The sequence below is a fragment of the Streptomyces pallidus (ex Mingjun et al. 2026) genome (assembly GCF_051550185.1).
Lineage (GTDB): Bacteria > Actinomycetota > Actinomycetes > Streptomycetales > Streptomycetaceae > Streptomyces.
In genome coordinates, this window is record NZ_CP196181.1 from 4,825,791 (window position 1) to 4,846,399 (window position 20,609).

The window sequence follows — 20,609 nt, forward strand, 5'->3', positions numbered from 1 at the left end:
CGGCGCCGACCGCTTACGGCGCCCCGTGCGGCCGCGTCCCGGCTGCCGGGGCGCGGCCGTGCCCGGGCCGCCCGATAGATTGGCCGCGTGCTCTCTCGCCTCTCACGTCTGTCGCGTCCCGCCGCCCTGGCCGTCTGCGCCGTGCCCGTGCTCGGCCTGTTCGCCGTGGCGGCCCTCGCACCGCTGCCCTTCGTGATCGCCCAGCCCGGGCTCACGGCGGACGTGCTCGGGGCGCACGAGGGCAAGCCGGTCATCGTCATCACCGGCGCCCCGGCCCGGGAGACCAAGGGCCAGCTGCGCATGACCACGATCGAGGCCACCGGGCCGTCGACGACCGTGCGCCTGCCCGAGCTCCTCGACGACTGGTTCGACAGCAGCCGTTCGGTCATGCCGAAGGAGGCCGTCTACCCCTCCGGCGGCAGTGACGAGGAGATCGAGAAGCACAACCTGGAGCAGATGACCGAATCGCAGGAGGATGCGACCAGGGCCGCCCTCGGTTTCCTGAAGAAGGACCCCAAGGACGTCAAGGTCGACCTCAACCTCGCCGACGTCGGCGGCCCCAGCGCCGGCCTGCTGTTCTCCCTCGGCATCGTCGACAAGCTCGACGGCGACGGCAGCGGCGGCGACCTCACCGGCGGCCGCACCGTCGCCGGCACCGGCACCATCACCGCCGAGGGCAGGGTCGGCGCCGTCGGCGGCGTCGCCCTGAAGACGCAGGCCGCCCACCGCGACGGGGCGAGCGTGTTCCTCGTCCCGGCGGCGGAGTGCTCGGACGCGGCCTCCGAGCTGCCCGAGGGCCTCCAGCTGATCCCCGTCAGCTCCTTGTCGGACGCGGTGAACGCGCTGCGCGCGCTGAACCGGGGAGAGCCGGCCCCGTCCTGCTGACCGGCTCCCGCTCCATCGACCGCCAGGACGGGAAGACCAGCGGCGCGAGCGTCGTCAGCAGGTAGACCCCGCCGAACGCGAGCAGCGCCAGGACCGGCCCGAACCCGTCGACGAGCAGGCCCGCCGCGAGGCCGCCCAGCGGCATGGTCAGCTCGCAGCCGGCGGTGGTCACACCGGCGACCCGGCTGCGCAGCGCGTCGGGGACCTTCTCGTAGACCACGGTGGTCAGGATCGGGTTGAGCACGCCCGCGCCCAGCCCGGACAGGGCCATCGTCATCGCGAGCGGCAGGGTGGTGTCGGTGAGGGCGGCGACGACGTAGCGGGGCGCCCCGCAGAGCAGGAAGGCGGCCGCGAACACCGCCCGGCGCGGGAACCGCTCGCCCCACGCCCCGTACAGCAGGGCGCCGAGCAGTGCGAAGCCGCCGAAGAGGGCGACGAGCAGGCCGAGCGCGGCCGCCCCGCCGAGGGCCTCGCGGCCGTGGACGGGCAGCAGCACCGAGGACCAGCCCTGGTCCAGGCCGTTGGTCGTCATCACCATCACGGTGACGCCCAGCAGCAGCCGCGAGCCGGCCAGGAAGGCCCAACCCTCGGCCAGTTCGGCCCGGTAGCGGGCGAACGAGGCCTTCTCCGGGCGCGGTTGCGGCTCTGCCGCCGGGACGCCCCGGAGGAACACGGCGACCAGCAGGGCGGAGACCGCGAAGCTGGCCGCGTCCACCAGCAGGGCGGCCTCGGCGCCGACCACCGCGATGAGGACGCCGGCCACCGCCGCTCCGATCATCCTGGCCCCGCGGAAGACCGCGTCGTACAGGCTCGCGGCACGGGCCACCGTGGTGCCGGCGTGCTCGGCGAGGTCGGGCAGCAGGACGTGGCGGGCGGTCAGGCCGGGGGTGTGCACGAGGCCGCCGACCGCCATCAGCGCGCACAGCATCCAGAACTCCAGCAGGCCCGCGTAGTGCAGCAGCGGGATCGCGCCGACCGCCAGTGCGCAGACCGCGTCGGACGCCGCGGACACCCGGCGCCGGCCGACCCGGTCGATGACCGGGCCTCCGACGAGGGCGGCGACGACGACGGGCAGGGTGGCGCAGAAGGCGACGACCCCGGCCCGGCCGGCGCTGCCGGTGGTCTGCAGCACGAACCACGGGACACCGATGAGGGTGAGGGAACTCCCCGCCGTGGAGATGGTGTTGGCGGCGAGGACGGCGGCGAAGGGGCGGCGGCTCATCCGGCGGCCCGGACCTGGCCGTGACCGTGGCCGTGGCCGGGCTGGAGCAGCCGGTTCCCGGCGCGGACCAGGGTCTCGCCGAGCCGGTTGCGCAGCGCGCCGGCCGTGCGGTGCCGGGGGTCGGCGGCCTCGGCGGCCAGCTGCCCGGCGGCGGCCTCGGCGGCCAACTCGGCGGTACGGGCGGCGTGGGCCGGGAGCGCGGTGCCGGCCTGGACGTCGGCAGGGGTGAAGGCGTGCATGGCAGGACTCCTTCTGCGTGGGGAAAGGCGGTGGAGGGCATGGCTGACCGGCGCGCCACCCGTCGTGGAGGGTGCGCGGGTCTCGGGCGCCGTGCCGGGAGTGCTGCGTGCTGACTGCGTGGGCTGAGTGCTGCGTGCTGCGTGCTGCGTGCCGTGGGTCGCGCTGGCGTGCGGGCCGGGCCCGGTGGTTACTCGCCGGCGCCGGTGTGGCGCGGGAAGGCGTGGGTGTGGAAGCGCACCGTCTCGGACGTCTCGTCCTGGGGCGCGTCCCGGTAGCTGTTGATCAGGTCGTGGACCCGGTGGATGAGTTCGTGGCTCTGGCCGGGGGTCAGGCGCAGGCTGAAGTCGCTGATGTCCGAGGCCCGCCGCCACTCCTGGGACCAGGCGTGGGCGTTGCCGAGCCAGGTGCTCATCTCCTGCGTGTGGATCGTCGCGATCTCGTGCAGGAAGAGGTCGGCGGCGCCGCGGGTGGCCGGGTCCTCGGCGTAGACGAGCTGCTCGTCGAAGACCGTGCCGTCGTGGACGGCCTTCCACCAGCGCTCGCGGCCCTTGCCGTGCCCGGGGGCGTCCTCGACGAAGCCGTGGGCGGCGAGCTGGCGCAGGTGGTAGCTGGTGGCGCCGCTGGACTCGCCGAGCCGCTCCGCGAGCTGCGACGCGGTGGCCGGGCCGTCCTGGCGCAGGGCGCCCAGCAGGCGGATGCGCATGGGATGGGCGAGGCCCCGCAGGGAGCGGGCGTCGAGGGTGCGGGTCTGCAGTTCCGGGGTTTCCGGGGCTTCCGGCTTCTCGGGCATGCCGCAACCCTAAGCCTGCAAAGAAATCTATGCAAGGGTTTCTTTGCAACGCTTCCTTTGGAGCTTCGGCCCCCGGATCCGGGCTCCGGTCAGCCCTCCTGCGCCGCCTGCTCCACGAGCGGGATCACCCGCAGCGGCACCGGGTTCTCCATCACGATCGCCGTCGACGCCCGCACGATCCCTTCGAACCCGACGACCCGGTCGATCACCCGCTGCAGATCGGCGTTGGAGCGCGCCACCAGCCGGCACAGCATGTCCCCGTGCCCCGTCGTCGTGTGCAGCTCCAGCACCTCCGGCACGCCGCTCAGATGCGACCGCACGTCGGCGCCCTGGCCCTGCTTGATCTCCAGCGTGGCGAACGCGGTCACCGGGTACCCGAGGGCGGCCGGGTCCACCTGCGGCCCGAAACCGCGGATCACCCCGTTCGACTGGAGCCGGTCCAGCCGGGCCTGCGCGGTGCCGCGCGCCACCCCGAGCCGGCGCGAGGCCTCCAGGACGCCGATCCGCGGTTCACGGTCGAGCAGGACGATGAGGCGACCGTCGAGTTCATCGATTCCCATAGCGGTGCCTCCAGGCGGCTCACTGGTAGTCATCCTGCACAGATGTTTCAACAATGTTGCGGCCATGCTGGGCACTTTGTACAGCAGAACAGGAAACTATTGCGCAGCTTGTGGATCGGCGGGACTCTGCGCTCATGACTGAGTCTCTGGTGAACTTCGAAACCACCCCGCACACCGCGCGTGAGGCCGACCCCTTCCCGGTGAAGGGCATGGACGCGGTCGTCTTCGCCGTCGGCAACGCCAAGCAGGCCGCGCACTACTACGCGACCGCGTTCGGAATGAAGCTGGTGGCCTACTCCGGCCCGGAGAACGGCGTCCGCGAGACGGCGAGCTACGTCCTCACCAACGGCTCCGCCCGCTTCGTCATGACCTCGGTCATCAAGGCGAGCACGGACCGCGGCCGCTTCCTCGCCGAGCACGTCGCCGAGCACGGCGACGGCGTCGTCGACCTCGCCATCGAGGTCCCGGACGTCCGCGCCGCGTACGCGTACGCCGTCGAGCAGGGCGCGCGCGGCCTCGACGAGCCGTACGAGATCTCCGACGAGCACGGCACGGTCGTCCTCGCCGCGATCGCGACCTACGGCCAGACCCGCCACACCCTGGTCGAGCGCAAGGGCTACACCGGCCCCTACCTGCCGGGCTACGTCGCCGCCGCCCCGATCGTCGAGCCGCCGGCGAAGCGCACCTTCCAGGCCATCGACCACTGCGTCGGCAACGTCGAGCTCGGCCGCATGGACGAGTGGGTCGGGTTCTACAACAAGGTCATGGGCTTCACGAACATGAAGGAGTTCGTGGGCGACGACATCGCGACCGAGTACTCGGCGCTGATGTCGAAGGTCGTCGCGGACGGCACCCTGAAGGTGAAGTTCCCGATCAACGAGCCGGCGATCGCGAAGAAGAAGTCGCAGATCGACGAGTACCTGGAGTTCTACGGCGGCGCCGGCGTCCAGCACATCGCGCTCGCCTCGAACGACATCGTCGCGACCGTCCGGTCGATGCGGGCGGCGGGCGTGCAGTTCCTCGACACCCCGGACTCGTACTACGACACCCTCGGCGAGTGGGTCGGCGAGACCCGCGTGCCGATCGACACCCTGCGCGAGCTGAAGATCCTCGCTGACCGCGACGAGGACGGCTACCTGCTCCAGATCTTCACCAAGCCGGTGCAGGACCGCCCGACCGTCTTCTTCGAGATCATCGAGCGCCACGGCTCGATGGGCTTCGGCAAGGGCAACTTCAAGGCCCTGTTCGAGGCGATCGAGCGCGAGCAGGAGAAGCGCGGCAACCTCTAGGACCGCCAGGAGCCACGAGCCCGGCCCCGGCCCGGCCCCGGCCCCGGCCCCGCCTCGGACCCGACGGCAGCAGGCCCCTCGCCCGACGGCAGGGGGCCTGCCCCGTGCCCGGGACCGGATCAGCGCGCCGCCGGGCCGTTCGGCTTCGGCCGGGCGTGCCCGGGCCCGGGCACGGGCCCGTCCTCGTGCCCGTGCCCGCGATCGGGCTCGGCCCCTTGACCGTGCCCTGGCTGCGGCTCGGGCTCGTGCTCAGGGTCGTGATCAGCCTCGTGCTCGGGCTCGCGCTCGGGACCGGGGTCGGGGTCCGGCTGCGCCGGCCCGCGTTTCGCCGGCCCGGGCTCGGCGGGCTCCGCGGTCCTCGCGGGCTCGGCGGGCTCCGCGGGCCGGGCCGGCTCCCCGGTCCTGGCCGGCTTCGGTCCCGCCGGTCCCCGCTTCTCCGCCGGGCCGCTCGGCTTCGGCGACGCCGACGCCGACGCCGACGCCGAAGCCGACGGCTTCGGCAGCTCCGGCATCACCCACGGCGCGGTCGGCTGCACGTTCTCCGGCCCGCCCGGCGGCGGCTCCCCGAGCGCCGCCAGCGCCCCCGCCGCCAGCGGTCCCCGTACCGGCGAGAACCGCGGGTTCGTCCGCACCGCCTCCTGGAAGTGCCGGCGCGCCGACGCGTCGTCGCCCAGCCCCTGCTCGATCACCGCCCGGTGGTAGGCGAAGTCCGCGCTCCGCAGCCCCCGGTCCGCCGCCTTCCGTGCGTACTCCAACGCCGCCGCGTCATCGCCCAGCCGGTGCAGCGCCCACCCCAGCGCATCGGCCACCTGCATGTTCTTGTGCCGCGCCCACTCCGCCGTCAGCCGCCGCACCGCCGCACCCGGATCCCCGTGATCCGCCTCGAACAGGCCCAGCACCACGGAGTCGTTCACCCCGCCCCGCCCGGCTGCCGCGCGCACCCCGGCCGGCCCGCCTGCGTTCCCCCCACCCGCGGCCGCCGCCGCCCGCAGCAGGTCGAACGGCGCCTTCGCCTCGTCCCCGCGCCCCAGCGACTCCAGCAGCTCGCCCAGCTCCAGCGCCAGCCGCGGCGACTGCGCCCGCCCCAGCGCCAGCCGGTAGTCCCGTACCGCCTCCCCACCGCGCCCCAGCCCCGCCAGCGCCCGCGCCCGGCCGCCCAGCGCGTCCGCCTGAGCCGGATCCGCCCGCAGCGCCCCCTCGTACTGGCGCATCGCCTCGGCCGGCTCGCCCCGCTCCCACAACAGCTCCCCGCGCCGGTACAGCACGTACGCCTTCTCCACCGGGGACTTCGCCGCCCCCGCCGCACGCTCCAGCGCCACCGCCGCGTCCTCGCGCCAGCCCCGGTCCCGGTACACCTGCGAGGCCTTCAGGTGCGCCGTAAGCCCCGGCCGGACCTCGACCAGCCGCTCCATCGCCTTCTCGGCCGCCGGGTAGTCGCCCAGCCCCGAGTACGCGTCCACGAGCACCGGGTACGCCGTCCACTGCTTCGGTGCCTGCGCCCGTACGAGCTCGCCCCACTTGCGCCCGGTCCCGTAGTCCCCGCGGGCGTTGGCCAGCGCTCCCATGCCCGTCATCGCGTCGAAGTTGCCCTTCTCCGCCGGGCGGAGCTCCAGCGACCGCTTCAACGCCCGCTCCGCCTTCGGGTACCAGACCGGGTCCGCGGTGCGCCGCGCCTGCTCCAGGTACGCCGAGCCCAGCACCGCCCACGCCGCCCCGTCCCGCGGGTGCTCCGCGACCCATTTCTCCCGGTCCGCGATCAGCGCCGACAGGTCCACGACCGCCGCCGGCGCCCCCGTCCCGACCGCCGACGCGGCCCGCTCCATCGGCCCCGGGGGGCGGGCGTCGTCGCCCGCGCGGGCCGGCCGGATGACCAGCGCCCCGGCGATCAGGACCACCGCGACCGCGGCCGCCACGAGCGTCTTGCGGCCGGTGAACGTCACGGGCGGCGGCGCAGCCTCCTGGGCTTCCCTGTCGATACGGTCCATGCGATCACTGTGCGTCAATATGAATGGGCCGCCGCAGTGTCCGAACCCCGCCGCGGCCGTGTTCACACCGATGGCCCCCGGTGCCACGCTGGGCCCATGGAACTCAAGGACGACGAGCTCACCGCACGGCTGCGCACGCGCCTCCTCGAAGGCCTCCCCGCCGAGGCCCTCCTCACCGACCCGGACGTGACCGCCGCCTACGCCACCGACATGGCGAACTTCTGCCCCGCCGGCACCCCTGCGGCCGTGGTCCTGCCCCGCACCGCGGAGCAGGTGCAGCACGTCCTGCGCACCGCCACCGCCCTACGCGTCCCGGTCGTCCCCCAGGGCGCCCGCACCGGCCTGTCCGGCGCCGCCAACGCCACCGACGGCTGCATCCTGCTCTCCCTGGTCCGCATGGACCGCATCCTCGAAATCAACACCGTCGACCGCACCGCCGTCGTCGAACCGGGCGTCGTCAACGCCGTGCTCTCGCGGGCCGTCGCCGAACAGGGCCTGTACTACCCGCCCGACCCGTCCAGCTGGGAGCAGTGCACCATCGGCGGCAACATCGGCACCGGCTCCGGCGGCCTGTGCTGCGTCAAGTACGGGGTCACCGCCGAATACGTGCTCGGCCTCGACGTCGTCCTCGCCGACGGCCGGCTGCTGCGCACCGGCCGGCGCACCGCCAAGGGCGTCGCCGGCTATGACCTCACCCGGCTCTTCGTCGGCTCCGAAGGCAGCCTCGGCGTCGTCGTCCAGGCCGTCCTCGCCCTGCGCCCGGCCCCGCCCCGACAGCTCGCGCTGGCCGCCGAGTTCCCCTCCGCCGCGGCCGCCTGCGCCGCCGTCTGCGCCGTCATGGAGGCCGGGCTGACGCCCTCGCTGCTGGAGCTGATGGACCGTACGACCGTACGGGCCGTCAACGCCCTGGGACGGATGGGCCTGCCCGAGACCACCGAGGCCCTGCTGCTCGCCGCGTTCGACACCCCGCACGCCGCCGACGACCTCGCGGCCGTCGCCCGCCTGTGCACGGCCGCCGGCGCCACGGCCGTCGTACCCGCCGAGGACGAGGCGGAGTCGGAACTGCTGCTCAAGGCCCGCCGGATGGCGCTCACCGCGCTGGACGCGCTGCGCCCGGCCACGATGATCGACGACGTCTGCGTACCCCGCTCGCGGCTGGCCGAGATGCTCGACGGGACCGCCCGCATCGCCCGCGCCCACGACCTCGTCATCGGGGTCTGCGCGCACGCCGGCGACGGCAACACCCACCCCGTGGTCTGCTTCGACCCCGCGGACGAGGAAGAGACGCGCCGGGCCCGCGCCTCCTTCGACGAGATCATGGACCTCGGTCTGGGGCTGGGCGGGACCATCACCGGGGAGCACGGGGTCGGCGTCCTGAAGAAGGAGTGGCTCGCCCGCGAACTGGGACCCGTGGGGCTGGAGATGCAACGCGCGGTCAAGCAGGCCTTCGACCCCCTGGGTCTGCTCAACCCCGGCAAGCTCTTCTGACCGCTGCCGCTCCCGCTCACGGGGCCCGGGACCCGGACCGGTACCCGGTCCCAGGCCCGGCCCCCGACGGCCCCGTACGCGGCCGCGTACGCCCCGCATCACAGGTCACCGTCCGCGGCCTCGTCCGACGGCCACGCATCGCGCATCCACAGGTCGTCGGCCGGGGTCGGGGCGAGCAGCTCGGCCAGCGCCGCGTCCAGACCCAGCAGGTCGGCCTCGGTGCCCGGCGGGACCACCCGCAGCGTGCGCTCCAGCCACGCCGACACCGAGGCCGCCGGGACCTCCAGCAGGGCGTCTCCGTCGGGGGAGGTGAGCGCCAGGCACAGCACCGACCGGTCCTCCAGCCTGGCGGGCCAGATCCGGACGTCCCCGTGCCCGCAGGGGCGGAACACCCCCTCGACCAGCAACTCGCGGGCGAAGGTCCAGTTGACCGGGGTGCAGGAGCCGGTGTGGAAGGTGACGTGGACGGCGTACGGGTCGTCCACGAGGTACACCAGTCGCGCGGGGACCGGGACGCTGTGCTCGGGGGACAGGACCAGCCTGACTTCCAGCTCGCGCTCGACGACGGGGTGGTGGTGCATGGCGGCCTCGCTTCGGTTCGGTGCGCGGGGCCGGGTTGTCGCCCCACACCCGCAGAGAGCGCCCGTGCGCCCGGCTATGACGCGACTTCGCGCACCGGATCGCACTATGGCGTGAATCTTTTGGTGGCTGAAAACAACCCTACGGAGGGATGTTCGCCCGAAGGCTTGGATTCTCCCGTTACCGGACCTCCCGGGGGGCGGTTCTTGGCTATGGTCCTTCCCTTGCACAAGCCTCAAGCCCACGATCGGAGTTGGGGACATGACGGCCTCCCCTGGTGACGGAGAGCACGCGGCCCGCGAGGGCTACTACCCCGATCCGTCCATCCCCGGCTACGTCCGGTACTGGAACGGCCTGTCCTGGGTGCCGGGCACGAGCCGGCCCGCCACGCCGGCCGACCGGCTCCGCCCGGCACTGCCGGACGAGACCTCCGTGACCGAGGCCCTGCCCGACCCCGATCTCGAACCCGACCCCGATCTCGACCCCGATCTCGATCCCGAACCCGATCTCGATCTCGACCCCGATCTCGATCCCGAACCCGATCTCGATCCCGAACCCGAACGGGCGCCGCTTCCGGCGCCGTCGACGCCGCTTCCGGCGGCCCGCGCCGACGCCTGGCAGGCCGACCCGCTGCGCCAGTCCGGCTTCGGCGGGCCGTACGACCGCCGGGTGTCCTGGGGCGGCGACCCCGCCGGGCGGCCCGAGCCGGAACCGGCCGCGGGGCACGCACCCGCCCGGCCCGCGGGCGCGGCTCCGGGCCGCGGCCCCCACCCGGAGCCGGAGCCGACCGTCCGCAGAGCCACGGGCGGGGCGCAGGGCACGGCAGGCGGCAGCGACAGCGGTCCCGGCGAAGGTCCGAGCAGGGGCCCGGAGGGGTACGCGGACCGCCGCCCGGACGGGGCGCCGGAGCGCGGGCCCGGCGTCTCCTTCGCCCGTACCCCGGCCGCATCCGCGGCGGCGGCCGCGGCCGCCGAGCGGTACCCCGCCCAAGGCGTGGGCATCCTGTCGGCCCGCTCCCCGGCCGCCGCAGCCGCCGCCGCGGCCGTGCAGTCGGCCCCGGTCACGGCGTGGCCCACCGTCCCCGGAAGCGGAGCGGACTCCGGGATGACCTCCTCGTGGCCCCAGGCGACGGAGCGCCGCGCCCCGGCCGCGCCCGCCGCCCCGCGCCCGGAGCCGCAGCCCGACGCACGGCCGTCCCGTGCGTCGGCCCCGGCGCGCGGAGCCGCCGCGTTCCCCGCGGCCGCCGAAGCCCCCGCCGCGGCCGTGCCTCCCGCGTCGCCCACGCCCCGTACGTCCGCCGAGCCCCCCGTGTCCCCGGCCGACCGCGGCTTCGCCGACCGGACCCCGCCGGCAGCCGGGCCCGCGCAGCCGCCCCGCACCGTGCGCGAGGCCTCCGCCACCGCGGCCCCCGCCGCCTCCCCGACGGTCCCGGCTCCGGCGCGGACCACCGACCGGGCCGTCTTCGAGCAGATGGCGGAGCGGGCCGTGCGCCCCTCCGGGTTGCCGCGCCGGTTCCTGGCCCGCGCCCTGGACAGCCTGGTGCTGGGCGCCGTCGCCGCGGCCGTCGCCCTGCCCCTCGTACCGGCGGCCGAGGCGCACCTCCAGTCCAAGGTGGACGCGGCCCGGGGCACCGGCAGGGCCACCACCGTCTGGCTGTTCGACGCGACCATCGCCGGGTACGCGGGCCTGGTCCTCGGCGCCCTCGTGGTGTTCGGACTGCTCTACGAGGTGCTGCCGACCGCCCGTTGGGGCCGGACCCCCGGCAAGAAGCTGCTCGGCGTCCGCGTCCTGTCCGCCGCCACGTACCGCCCGCCCGGCTTCGGCGCGGCCCTGTCCCGCTGGCTGGTCGGGGCGTTCCTCGGGCCCGTGGGCGGGCTGTGGTGCCTCGCGGACCGACCCCGCCGCCGGGCCGCGCACGACAGGGCCGCCGGGACCTACGTGGCCCGCTGACCACCCCTCAGAAGGCGGGCCGGGAGCGGCCTCCCCCGATCGGACTCCGCCGCGTTGCGGGGCCCCCGGGGCCGGGTTCGACTCGGGGCATGAGCACCGACCAGCCGCCGCCGGAGCAGCCGCCCGAGGACGACCCCTTCCGCAAGAAGCCCGGGGGCCCGACCCCGGCGAACGGAACGCCCCCGGGCGGGACGCCGCCCCCGGCCGGCCCCCCGGCCGGCCCTCCGGGAGGCCCGCCGCCCCCCGGGGGCCCGTACGACGGCGGCCCGCGCGGCGGCGGCCCGGGCGGCGGTTACCCGCCCCCGCCGCCCCCGTACGGCGGCGACCCCTTCGGTTCGGGAGCCGGCGGCGGCTACGGCATGCCCGACCCGCTCGCCGGCATGCCCCCGCTCGCCGACTTCGGCAAGCGCCTCGCGGCCCGGGCCATCGACGTCGTCATCGTGTTCATCCCCCTGTTCCTCATCCAACTGGCCTTCGGCACGAACCGGTACGCGGTCCAGACCGACAAGGGCGAGGACGTCAGCGAGGTCTTCGCCAAGTCGTACAGCGGTTCCGGTCTGGCCATGACCCTGCTCTCGATCGTGGCGTTCGTCGGCTACGACTGGTGGTTCACCAGGAAGGACGGCAGGACCGTCGGCAAGAGGGCGCTGGGGCTGCGCGTGGCGATGCTCAACGACGGCAGCGTCCCGCAGTCCGGCCCGGCCCTGGCCCGTGCCGCGGTGCTGTGGCTGCCCACGCTCATCTGCTGCTTCTGCCTGTGGCCGCTGGCGCTGATCGTGTCGATGCTCGTGGACAAGCCGTACCGGCAGGCCCTGCACGACAAGGTCGGCAAGACGGTGGTGGTGACCGCCTAGCTGTATTGCCCTGTGAGGTTGGGGACGCGGCTGGAGGGTGGCTTGCCTTCGAGTGCGGTGTGTCCGCGGTGGTGATTGTAGGAGTGCAGCCACTGCGGGAATGCCTCGCGCCGTTCGGTCTCTGACCGGTAAGGGCGGGCGTAGGCCCACTCGTCGAGGAGGGTGCGGTTGAAGCGTTCGACCTTGCCGTTGGTCTGGGGCCGGTAGGGCCGGGTTCGCTTGTGGGCGATCCCGGCCGCGGCCAGGGTGTCCCGCCAGGTGTGGGAGCGGTAGCAGGAGCCGTTGTCGGTCAGGACCCGTTCGACGGTGATCCCGGCGTCGGCGAAGAATGCCTGTGCGCGGGTCCAGAACGCGGTGGCGGTCTCCTTGGTCTCGTCGGCCAGGATCTCGCTGTAGGCCAGGCGGGAGTGGTCGTCGACGGCGGTGTGGAGGTAGCTGTAGCCGAGGTTGGGGCGGCCGTGGGCGGTGCGGGGCCGGGCGGGGTCCCGGTGTGCCGAGCTGTTGCGCCCGCCGCGGGCACGGCCGAGGGTTCTGTGGCCGCCGCCGTCGGGGATGTTGCCGAGCTTCTTGATGTCCACATGGACCAGTTCCCCGGGCCGCTCGCGTTCGTAGCGGCGTATGGGCCGGCCGGTGGCCCGGTCCAGGTGCGCCAGGCGGGCCAGGCCGAACCGGGCCAGGACCCGGTGGACGGTCGAGGGCACCAGCCCCAGCAGATACGCGATGCGGGCCGGGCCCCACCGGCGGGCGAGACGGACCTTGATGATCCGGCGCTCGGTGCGGGTCGGCGTGCGGCGGGGGCTGTGCAAGGGGCGGGAGGACCGGTCTGCCATGCCGGCCTCACCCAGGGCCCGGTAGCGGACCGCCCACCGCTGGGCCGTGGTCGGCGAGACCCTGAAACGCTCGGCTGCCCTCCGCAAGGGCCAGCCGTCCTCGACGACGCAGCGGGCCAGGCGCAGACGACCGGTCTCGGTCAGGGGTGCATTACGGTGGGGCATGAGGGCCTTCTGTCGTTCGGTGGAGATGTCGCAATCCACACCGAACCCGGAAGGCCCTCACCCGTTCAAGATGCTCCAACCGAGACCTGCATCACCTGTACACAACCTCCCCGGACAGAACACCTAGCTCAGTGGTGCACGGCCTGTGCGGGGTGTGCGGGCCGTGCCGCTTGTACGGGTCGTCGGGGTTGTTCGGCGGCGGCCGCCCGGGGTTCCGGCACCCGGGCGGCCGCCGCCGTGTCCTCGTCGGCGCCCTCGGGCGCCTGAAGGGGAGTGACTTCGGTAACAGTGACGGCTCCCGGCCGGCCTCCGGCGGCGGATCCGGCCCCGGAGGCGTGCCGGCCCCGGCCGCGGGGCGCGGCGGCGGTGAGCGCGACGAGCAGGCCGAGGGCGAGGCCGGCGGTGGTGATGACCGCGACACCCGCTCCGGAGCTGCTCTGCGAGAGCAGCAGCATGGCGATCGTCGAGGCGACGACGGCGGCGGACCCGTAGAGGAACTGGGCGGCAGTCGGGCGCGGCATGGCGGTTTCCGTCCTCAAGGCGGCTGCGGGGGAGTCTGCTCAACTGGGTCGCGCGTCAAGCGACTCTACGTCCCGGGCATGCCCGGACGGAACGGGCCGTAAGCGTGACCTGACCCACGGTGCCCGGTGCACGGGGGGCGCACGGGGGTACGCCCGTCCCACATCGTGGGCAGGACGCGTCCTTCGTCCCGTATGACTGCGTAACGTCCGGATAGCGGAACTCCCCGACCGCATAGTGCAGTTGTAAGGAAGAAGTCAAGGTCTGTCTTTTCTTTAGACTCTCCGGTCAAATGTCGTCACTTGAGACGCGCGCCGCGCGGAACCCCCCACTCCTACGGAGACGTTCCGACCTGTGTCGCGGCCGCGGGAGGGGAACGACATCAAGTGACCAGCAATTCCTACCGTCGGCGTGCCCTGCGTGCGGCGGCCATCGGCGTGACCCTGGCCGCGACCACGGCCTCCGGCGCCTTCCTCACCACCGCCCAGGCCGTCGACGCGCCGGCGACCGCGCCCGCCGCGAACCGCCAGGACCCGACCGCTCCCGCGAAGGAGCAGGTCCAGCACAACCTGAAGGGCCCGTTCAGCGACCAGCAGGCCCAGGCCCGTGAAGCTGCCCTCGACCAGGTGCTGAGCGGCAAGAAGACCGTCGAGCAGCGGGGCGCCTCCAAGGTCGTCAAGCTCGACGACAAGAAGTACGTCGAGCTCGGCCGCGAGAAGACCGACAAGATCTTCACGATCCTCGTCGAGTTCGGCGACCAGGTCGACAACACGACCATGTTCGACCCGGACGGCCCCGACGGCCCCAAGCCCGCGGTCCCGAAGTACGGCGGCACCCCCGGCCCGCTGCACAACACGATCGCCCAGCCCGACCGTGCCAACAACAACAGCACGGCGTGGCGCAAGGACTTCAGCCGGCAGTACTTCCAGGACCTGTACTTCGGTACCGGCAACGGCAAGGAGTCGCTGAAGACCTACTACGAGAAGACCTCCTCGGGCCGCTACTCGGTCGACGGCGAGGTCGCCGACTGGGTCAAGATCCCGTACAACGAGGCCCGTTACGGCTCGAACTACTGCGGCCAGAGCAACTGCGCCAACGTGTGGGACACCGTCCGCGACGGCGTCAACGCGTGGGTCGACGCCCAGAAGAAGGCCGGCAAGTCCGACGCCGACATCAAGGCCACGCTGGCGCAGTACGACCAGTGGGACCGCAACGACTTCGACGGCGACGGCAACTTCAACGAGCCCGACGGCTACATCGACCACTTCCAGATCGTCCACGCGGGCGAGGACGAGTCGGCCGGCGGCGGCGTCCAGGGCAAGGACGCGCTGTGGGCGCACCGTTGGTACGCCTACGGCACCGACGCCGGCAAGACCGGCCCGGCCAACAACAAGGCCGGCGGTACCCAGATCGGCAACACCGGCATCTGGGTCGGCGACTACACGATGCAGCCGGAGAACGGCGGCCTCGGCGTCTTCGCGCACGAGTACGGCCACGACCTCGGTCTGCCGGACCTCTACGACACCTCCGGTGGCGGCGAGAACTCGGTCGGCTTCTGGTCCCTGATGTCGGCCGGCTCCTGGCTCGGCGAGGGCAAGGACTCCATAGGCGACATGCCGGGCGACATGACCGCCTGGGACAAGCTCCAGCTGGGCTGGCTGAACTACGACACGGCCAAGGCCGCGACGAAGTCCACCCACAAGCTCGGTGTCTCGGAGTACAACACCAAGGACAAGCAGGCGCTGGTCGTCGAGCTGCCGAAGAAGCAGGTCAAGACCGACATCGTCGCTCCCGCCGAGGGCTCCTCGCAGTGGTGGAGCAACATGGGTGACGACCTCAAGAACACCCTGACCCGCTCGGTCGACCTGACCGGCAAGTCCTCCGCGGCCCTTTCCCTCAAGGGCTGGTGGGACATCGAGAAGGACTACGACTACCTCTACACCGAGGTGTCCACCGACGGCGGCGCCACCTGGACCGTCCTGAACGGCACCGCCAACGGCAAGGCCATCCCGGCCGACGCCGCGGGCAACGCCGGTCTCACCGACGTCTCCGGCGGCTGGCAGGACCTGAAGTTCCCGCTCGACGCCTACGCCGGCAAGAAGATCGACCTCCGCTTCCGCTACCAGACGGACGGCGGCGCGGGCGGCAAGGGCTTCACCGCCGACGCCCTCGCGATCACCGCGGACGGCCAGACCCTGTTCACCGACGGCGCCGAGAACGGCGACAACGGCTGGACCGGCAAGGGCTTCTCCCGCGTCGGTTCCGGGTTCACCAAGGAGTACCCGCAGTACTACATCGCGGAGAACCGTCGCTACGTCTCGTACGACTCCACCCTCAAGGTGGGCCCGTACAACTTCGGCTGGGCCAACACCCGCCCGAACTGGGTCGAGCACTACCCGTACCAGGACGGCCTGCTGATCTGGCTGTGGGACAAGTCCCAGAAGGACAACAACACCAGCCAGCACCCGGGCCAGGGTCTGATCCTGCCGATCGACGCCAACGCCAAGCCGATGAAGTGGTCGGACGGCACCCTGCTGCGCAACAAGATCCAGCCGTACGACGCCACCTTCAGCGCGTACTCCACGGACGCCTTCACCCTGCACAACAAGGGTGAGTCGCTCTTCCTGAAGCCGAAGCCCGCGAACCTGGTCTTCGACGACCACAAGGGCAAGTACTACTACGACGAGAACCCGACCGGCTCGGTGAAGGTGGCTGACACCAACACCAAGATCAAGATCGCGAAGGAGACCTACGACGGCCTCCAGATGACGATCGAGGTCGGCCCCGCCACCAAGTGATCGGATAAAACCGCAGGTCACAGCATGATCGGCCGTCGCCCCCTAGCGGGCGGCGGCCGATCGCGTTTAGATGCGCATGCGACCGGTGTTATTAGACATCCAGCTGACGGGGGAGACGTACAGCATGCCTGCAGGAGGTTTCACCAGGCTCCCGAACGGGAGCGTCGTCGTTGCGCTGACCCTGCCCAGACCGGCGGGGAGCAGCGACTCCGGGCCCGTACGGGTCCTGGTGCTCGCGGCGAACCGGGCCCGCGCCCTGACCAGGCTGCGGAACCTCGGGCTGCGCGCGGTGTACCTGCGCGGCAACACCGAGCCACCGACCCCGGACGAGGTCACGGCAGTCCTGCACCATCCGGACGGCCTGCTGTGGCGGGCCGTCCCGGACGAGGCGGGCGAGCTCTGGCACCCGATACGGGCCCTGCTGCGCGGCGCCTGAGCGGCTCGGCCGCGCGCCGGCGCGGAATGCCGGCGGGCGGGAGCGCCGGTGCGGGTCCTCAGGCGGCCCGGACGACCGGGGTGCCGACGAGGTCCACCCCGGCGGCCCGGAGCTCGTCCAGGGCCCGCTCCGTGGTGTACGGGGCCACTCCCGCGGTGAGGTCGAGCAGGACGCGGGTGCGCAGGCCCGCGCGGGCGGCGTCCAGGGCCGTGGCCCGCACGCAGTGGTCGGTGGCGATGCCGACGACGTCGACCTCGGTGACCTGCCGCTCGCGCAGCCAGTCGGCGAGCGGGGTGCCGTTCTCGTCGGCGCCCTCGAAGCCGCTGTACGCGGCCTCGTACGCGCCCTTGTCGAACACGGCGGCCACGGCACCGGAGGCCACGGCGGGCGCGAAGTTCGGGTGGAACCCGACGCCCTCGGTGCCGGCCACGCAGTGGGCCGGCCAGGTGGTCTCGTAGTCGGGGTCGGCCGGAGGCCGCGCGAAGTGGGGGCCCGGGTCGACGTGGTGGTCGCGGGTGGCGACCACGTGCCGGTAGCCGCCGGCGGTGGACTGCCCGATCAGTTCGGTGATGGCGGCGGCGACGTCGGCCCCGCCGGCGACCGCGAGGCTGCCGCCTTCGCAGAAGTCGTTCTGTACGTCGACGACGATCAGTGCGCGGTGCATGTCGCGTGCCCTTCGGCTTGTCTTGTGGTGTGCGTGTGGTGTGGTGTGGTGCGGTGTGGCGCGGTGCGGTGTCCGGCGGCGGGCCCTGCGTGGGGCCTCTTCCCCCACCCCGCCCCTTCCCGAAACCGTGGACTCCGCCCCCGGACCCCCGGCGGCTCGACACCGGCGGGGCTGAACTCCGGGGGCTCCGCCCCCGGACCCCCGCGCCTCAAACGCCGGCGAGGCTGGATTTCCCCGGCGGCGCCGGAATGCCGACCACCGCCATGATCCGGCCCGCGCGGCGCTTGACCGCACCGGCCGCGCAGCACCCGGACCCCAGCCCCCGCGTTCAAGGCTCCCGCCCCACCAGGCGCCCCAGCCCCCCGGGCCCCCAGCCCCGCCGGGCCCCCAGCCCCGCCGGGCCCCCCGGCCTGCTGGCGAGAGAGGCCACGCCCAGCGCCGGCCGCCCCAGCCGCGCCGAGGTCTGCTGCGCCCCAAGCGCCAGGTGCCCCCGCGGTGCCAAGCGCCCCCGCCGCGCGGGGTAGTTCCAGCCTCGCCGGCGTTTGAGGCGCGGGGTCCGGCGGAGCCCCGACTTTCAGCCCCGCCGGCGTTTGAGGCGCCGGGGGTCGGGGCGGAGTCCCCGGTTTCGGTAAGGGGCGGGGTAGGGGAAGGCTCCGCGCAGCGGCAACGCCAGCCCCCCGGCGCCCCCCGGCGCCCCCCGGCGGCAGCCCCCCGGCGGCAGCCGCCGGGCGGCGCCGGGCCCTCCCGGTCGGCGACCAGGCCGGGTCGGCGGTCAGGCCCGGTCGGCGGTCAGGCCCGGGCGGCGACCCGGCCGGGCGGCGGTCAGGCCGGGCGGCGGTCAGGCCGGGCGGCGGTCAGGCCGGGCGGCGGTCAGGCCGGGCGGCGGTCAGGGTGGTGGGCGGTCAGGGTGGTGGGCGGGAGAGGGGGCGGCGGGGCCGCGGCCAGCGGTCAGGCGTACTCGGTCGGGATCACGGCCTCGCCCCGCGACAGCTGCGTCGCGGAGAGCGGAAGCCGCCCGCGGGCGGCGCGGTGCCGGTCCCGGGCGACCTCCAGCGGCTCGCGGCCGATCACCTCGCCCCCCTTGACCAGCTGCACCAGCAGCTGCCGGTTGGCCAGGGCCGCCGGGACCGGCCCGGTCCCGACCACCTCGGCCTCGGCGACGCCGTCGGCGTCCGGCCGGCGGGCGGCCCACTTGCGGCCCCCGATGGAGGTCTTGCCGCTCGAGGCCTTCTTCGCCACCGGCACCAGCGGTGCCTTGGGGTCGGCGGAGTCGGCCCGGGCGACCAGCTTGTAGACCATGGAGCAGGTCGGGTTCCCGCTGCCGGTGACCAGCTGGGTGCCGACGCCGTACGCGTCGACCGGGGCGGCCGCCAGCGAGGCGATCGCGTACTCGTCGAGGTCGGAGGTGACGACGATCCGTGTCCCGGTGGCGCCCAGTTCGTCGAGCTGCTGCCGCACCCGGTGCGCGACCAGCAGCAGGTCGCCGGAGTCGATCCGGACGGCCCCGAGTTCCGGGCCGGCGATGTCGACGGCGGCCCTGACCGCCTCGGCCACGTCGTACGTGTCAACCAGCAGGGTGGTTCCCCGGCCGAGCGAGGCCACCTGGGCGGTGAACGCGTCCCGCTCGCTGTCGTGCAGCAGGGTGAAGGCGTGCGCGCTGGTGCCGACGGTGGGGATGCCGTAGCGGAATCCGGCCGCCAGGTCCGAGGTGGAGGTGAAGCCGCCGACGTACGCGGCCCGCGAGGCGGCCACGGCGGCCAGTTCGTGGGTGCGCCGCGCGCCCATCTCGATCAGCGGCCGGTCGCCGGCGGCCGAGGCCATCCGGGAGGCGGCGGCCGCGATCGCCGAGTCGTGGTTGAGGATCGACAGGACGACGGTCTCCAGCAGCACGCACTCGGCGAAGCTGCCCTCGACCCGCAGGATCGGCGAGCCGGGGAAGTACACCTCGCCCTCCGGATAGCCCCAGATGTCACCCGAGAAGCGGTACGAGGAGAGCCAGTCCAGGGTCCGCATGTCGACGACGGCCCGCTCGCGCAGGAACTCCAGCACGGCGGTGTCGAAGCGGAAGTTCTCCACCGCGTCCAGGACGCGGCCGGTGCCGCCCACCACTCCGTAGCGCCGCCCCTCGGGCAGCCGGCGGGTGAACACCTCGAAGACCGAGCGGCGGTCGGCGGTGCCGTTCGCCAGGGCGGCCTGCAGCATCGTGAGCTCGTAATGGTCCGTGAAGAGCGCTGTCGACGGCACGTCCACCGGCAGGCCCAGGTCCGCAGGGTTCATGTCAGGGATGCTAGCGCACATTTCGTCAGAGTGACGAAATGTAGGTCCCGTTTGTGCGACGGGCCTGTCACAGTGGCAGCATGGGACGGGTGAGTGTTGCTCCCATTGAGATCGAACGCACCGAATCGGCCGAAGAGGCATCCGCGGTCCCCGAACCCGACGTCCCCTGGGTGACGCTGGTGCACAACGACCCGGTGAATCTCATGAGCTACGTGACGTACGTGTTCCAGGCGTACTTCGGCTACTCGAAGGACAAGGCGCACAGACTGATGCTCGACGTCCACCACAAGGGGCGGGCCGTGGTGTCCAGCGGCACCCGCGAGGAAATGGAGCGCGACGTGCAGGCCATGCACGGCTACGGCCTGTGGGCGACCCTCTCCCAGGACCGGATGTGATGGGGCGCTCCACCGGAATGTTCGAAGCACGCAACGGCGGCGGCGCCGCCATCGCGCTCGACGAGATCGAGATCTCCATCCTGCGCTCCCTGGCCGTACAGCTGTTGGAGCTCATCGGCCCCGGCGGGCCCGAGCCGGACGCGGGGGCCGACCCGCTGGCCGCCCTCTTCGCCGAGGGCCCCACCGAGCCCCCTTCCGATCCGGCGCTCGCGCGACTGTTCCCGGACGCCTACGGCCCCGGTCCCGGCAGCGCGGAGGAGGGTGTCGACGCGGACGAGCTGGTCGCCCGGTCGGCGGAGTTCCGCCGGTTCACCGAGAACGACCTGCGCACCCGCAAGCGCCAGGACGCGCTGGCCGTCGTCCGCAGCCTGGACGCGCTCACCCCCGGGGGTGACGGGGCGGCGGTCCTGGAGCTCACCGGTGAGCTGCCGCTGCGCTGGCTCGGCGCCCTCAACGACCTGCGGCTGACGATCGCGGCCCGGTTGGACATCACCGAGGACGACGAGAGCGCCGCCCTCTACCGGCTGCCGGACGACGACCCGCGCAAGCCGATGGTGATGGCGTACCTCTGGCTCGGCGGCCTCCAGGAAACCCTGATCGAAACCCTCTGAGGCCCCACGGGAACTCGCTGGATCCCCCCGGAAAGCCCGGTGCGGATCCTCAGCTGATGCTCAGATCGGGAT

Annotated in this window: 18 protein-coding genes and 1 pseudogene; 9 read left to right on the forward strand and 10 right to left on the reverse strand. The window is 73.4% G+C overall.

Annotated elements, in window-relative coordinates:
* Nucleotides 1-87 precede the first annotated feature (87 nt).
* Nucleotides 88-885 carry a YlbL family protein gene (locus ACSHWO_RS21295; RefSeq protein ID WP_438313859.1) on the forward strand — a complete coding sequence of 266 codons (798 nt, stop codon included), beginning with the start codon at nt 88-90 and terminating at the stop codon, nt 883-885.
* On the opposite strand, the pseudogene ACSHWO_RS21300 reads toward ACSHWO_RS21295, so the two are convergent.
* From ACSHWO_RS21300 to ACSHWO_RS21315, 4 genes and pseudogenes are all read right to left on the reverse strand, one after another.
* Nucleotides 815-2,158 (reverse strand): annotated as a pseudogene (locus ACSHWO_RS21300) (MFS transporter); the annotation flags it as partial. The gene ACSHWO_RS21295 and the pseudogene ACSHWO_RS21300 sit on opposite strands and share 71 nt — an antisense overlap.
* Nucleotides 2,104-2,346, reverse strand: a complete 243-nt coding sequence (locus ACSHWO_RS21305; RefSeq protein WP_438313862.1) for a hypothetical protein — start codon at nt 2,344-2,346, stop codon at nt 2,104-2,106. The gene ACSHWO_RS21305 and the pseudogene ACSHWO_RS21300, both read right to left, overlap by 55 nt.
* 188 nt (nt 2,347-2,534) lie before the next feature.
* On the reverse strand, nt 2,535-3,137 hold the full coding sequence (locus ACSHWO_RS21310) for an ArsR/SmtB family transcription factor (protein WP_438313865.1): 603 nt from the start codon (nt 3,135-3,137) through the stop codon (nt 2,535-2,537).
* A gap of 89 nt (nt 3,138-3,226) precedes the next feature.
* On the reverse strand, nt 3,227-3,697 hold the full coding sequence (locus tag ACSHWO_RS21315; RefSeq protein WP_361084663.1) for an Lrp/AsnC family transcriptional regulator: 471 nt from the start codon (nt 3,695-3,697) through the stop codon (nt 3,227-3,229).
* A 134-nt stretch (nt 3,698-3,831) separates the two neighbouring features.
* Here ACSHWO_RS21315 and hppD point away from each other — a divergent pair, with 134 nt between their 5' ends.
* A complete protein-coding gene (hppD, locus tag ACSHWO_RS21320) occupies nt 3,832-4,986 on the forward strand; it encodes a 4-hydroxyphenylpyruvate dioxygenase (RefSeq protein ID WP_361084660.1) in 1,155 nt (384 codons plus the stop codon).
* Between the two features lie 119 nt (nt 4,987-5,105).
* On the opposite strand, the gene ACSHWO_RS21325 is transcribed toward hppD, so the two are convergent.
* On the reverse strand, nt 5,106-6,971 hold the full coding sequence (locus tag ACSHWO_RS21325) for a tetratricopeptide repeat protein (RefSeq protein ID WP_438313870.1): 1,866 nt from the start codon (nt 6,969-6,971) through the stop codon (nt 5,106-5,108).
* 96 nt (nt 6,972-7,067) lie between these two features.
* Between ACSHWO_RS21325 and ACSHWO_RS21330 the strand changes: the two genes are divergently transcribed.
* Nucleotides 7,068-8,459: an FAD-binding oxidoreductase gene (locus ACSHWO_RS21330; RefSeq protein WP_385849389.1), complete on the forward strand. Its 1,392-nt coding sequence runs from the start codon at nt 7,068-7,070 to the stop codon at nt 8,457-8,459.
* A gap of 98 nt (nt 8,460-8,557) precedes the next feature.
* On the opposite strand, the gene ACSHWO_RS21335 is transcribed toward ACSHWO_RS21330, so the two are convergent.
* Nucleotides 8,558-9,040 (reverse strand): SsgA family sporulation/cell division regulator, encoded by a 483-nt coding sequence (locus ACSHWO_RS21335; protein ID WP_361084652.1) that lies wholly within the window; start codon nt 9,038-9,040, stop codon nt 8,558-8,560.
* 259 nt (nt 9,041-9,299) lie between these two features.
* Between ACSHWO_RS21335 and ACSHWO_RS21340 the strand changes: the two genes are divergently transcribed.
* On the forward strand, nt 9,300-10,988 hold the full coding sequence (locus tag ACSHWO_RS21340; protein WP_438313873.1) for an RDD family protein: 1,689 nt from the start codon (nt 9,300-9,302) through the stop codon (nt 10,986-10,988).
* 89 nt (nt 10,989-11,077) lie between these two features.
* Nucleotides 11,078-11,842: an RDD family protein gene (locus tag ACSHWO_RS21345; RefSeq protein WP_385849391.1), complete on the forward strand. Its 765-nt coding sequence runs from the start codon at nt 11,078-11,080 to the stop codon at nt 11,840-11,842.
* Here ACSHWO_RS21345 and ACSHWO_RS21350 read toward each other — a convergent pair.
* The gene (locus ACSHWO_RS21350) at nt 11,839-12,837 is read right to left on the reverse strand and encodes an IS481 family transposase (protein ID WP_438309881.1); all 999 of its coding nucleotides are present in this window, start codon (nt 12,835-12,837) and stop codon (nt 11,839-11,841) included. The two genes, ACSHWO_RS21345 and ACSHWO_RS21350, sit on opposite strands and share 4 nt — an antisense overlap.
* 128 nt (nt 12,838-12,965) lie before the next feature.
* On the reverse strand, nt 12,966-13,358 hold the full coding sequence (locus tag ACSHWO_RS21355; RefSeq protein WP_438313876.1) for a hypothetical protein: 393 nt from the start codon (nt 13,356-13,358) through the stop codon (nt 12,966-12,968).
* A 384-nt stretch (nt 13,359-13,742) separates the two neighbouring features.
* Between ACSHWO_RS21355 and ACSHWO_RS21360 the strand changes: the two genes are divergently transcribed.
* Entirely contained in the window at nt 13,743-16,154 is a 2,412-nt protein-coding gene (locus ACSHWO_RS21360) for an immune inhibitor A domain-containing protein (RefSeq protein WP_361084641.1), read from the forward strand.
* 124 nt (nt 16,155-16,278) lie between these two features.
* On the forward strand, nt 16,279-16,590 hold the full coding sequence (locus ACSHWO_RS21365) for a hypothetical protein (RefSeq protein ID WP_361084638.1): 312 nt from the start codon (nt 16,279-16,281) through the stop codon (nt 16,588-16,590).
* 58 nt (nt 16,591-16,648) lie between these two features.
* On the opposite strand, the gene ACSHWO_RS21370 is transcribed toward ACSHWO_RS21365, so the two are convergent.
* Nucleotides 16,649-17,254, reverse strand: coding sequence for an isochorismatase family protein (locus tag ACSHWO_RS21370; protein ID WP_438313880.1), 606 nt, complete (start codon nt 17,252-17,254; stop codon nt 16,649-16,651).
* 948 nt (nt 17,255-18,202) lie between these two features.
* Nucleotides 18,203-19,531, reverse strand: a complete 1,329-nt coding sequence (locus ACSHWO_RS21375; protein WP_361084633.1) for a nicotinate phosphoribosyltransferase — start codon at nt 19,529-19,531, stop codon at nt 18,203-18,205.
* Between the two features lie 80 nt (nt 19,532-19,611).
* Here ACSHWO_RS21375 and clpS point away from each other — a divergent pair, with 80 nt between their 5' ends.
* Both clpS and ACSHWO_RS21385 read left to right on the forward strand, forming a co-directional pair.
* Complete coding sequence (gene clpS, locus ACSHWO_RS21380; RefSeq protein ID WP_361084631.1) at nt 19,612-19,926, forward strand: ATP-dependent Clp protease adapter ClpS; 315 nt, start codon at nt 19,612-19,614, stop codon at nt 19,924-19,926.
* Nucleotides 19,926-20,537, forward strand: a complete 612-nt coding sequence (locus ACSHWO_RS21385; RefSeq protein ID WP_438313884.1) for a DUF2017 domain-containing protein — start codon at nt 19,926-19,928, stop codon at nt 20,535-20,537. Before clpS ends, ACSHWO_RS21385 begins: the two co-directional genes overlap by 1 nt.
* The last annotated feature ends 72 nt before the right edge of the window (nt 20,538-20,609 follow it).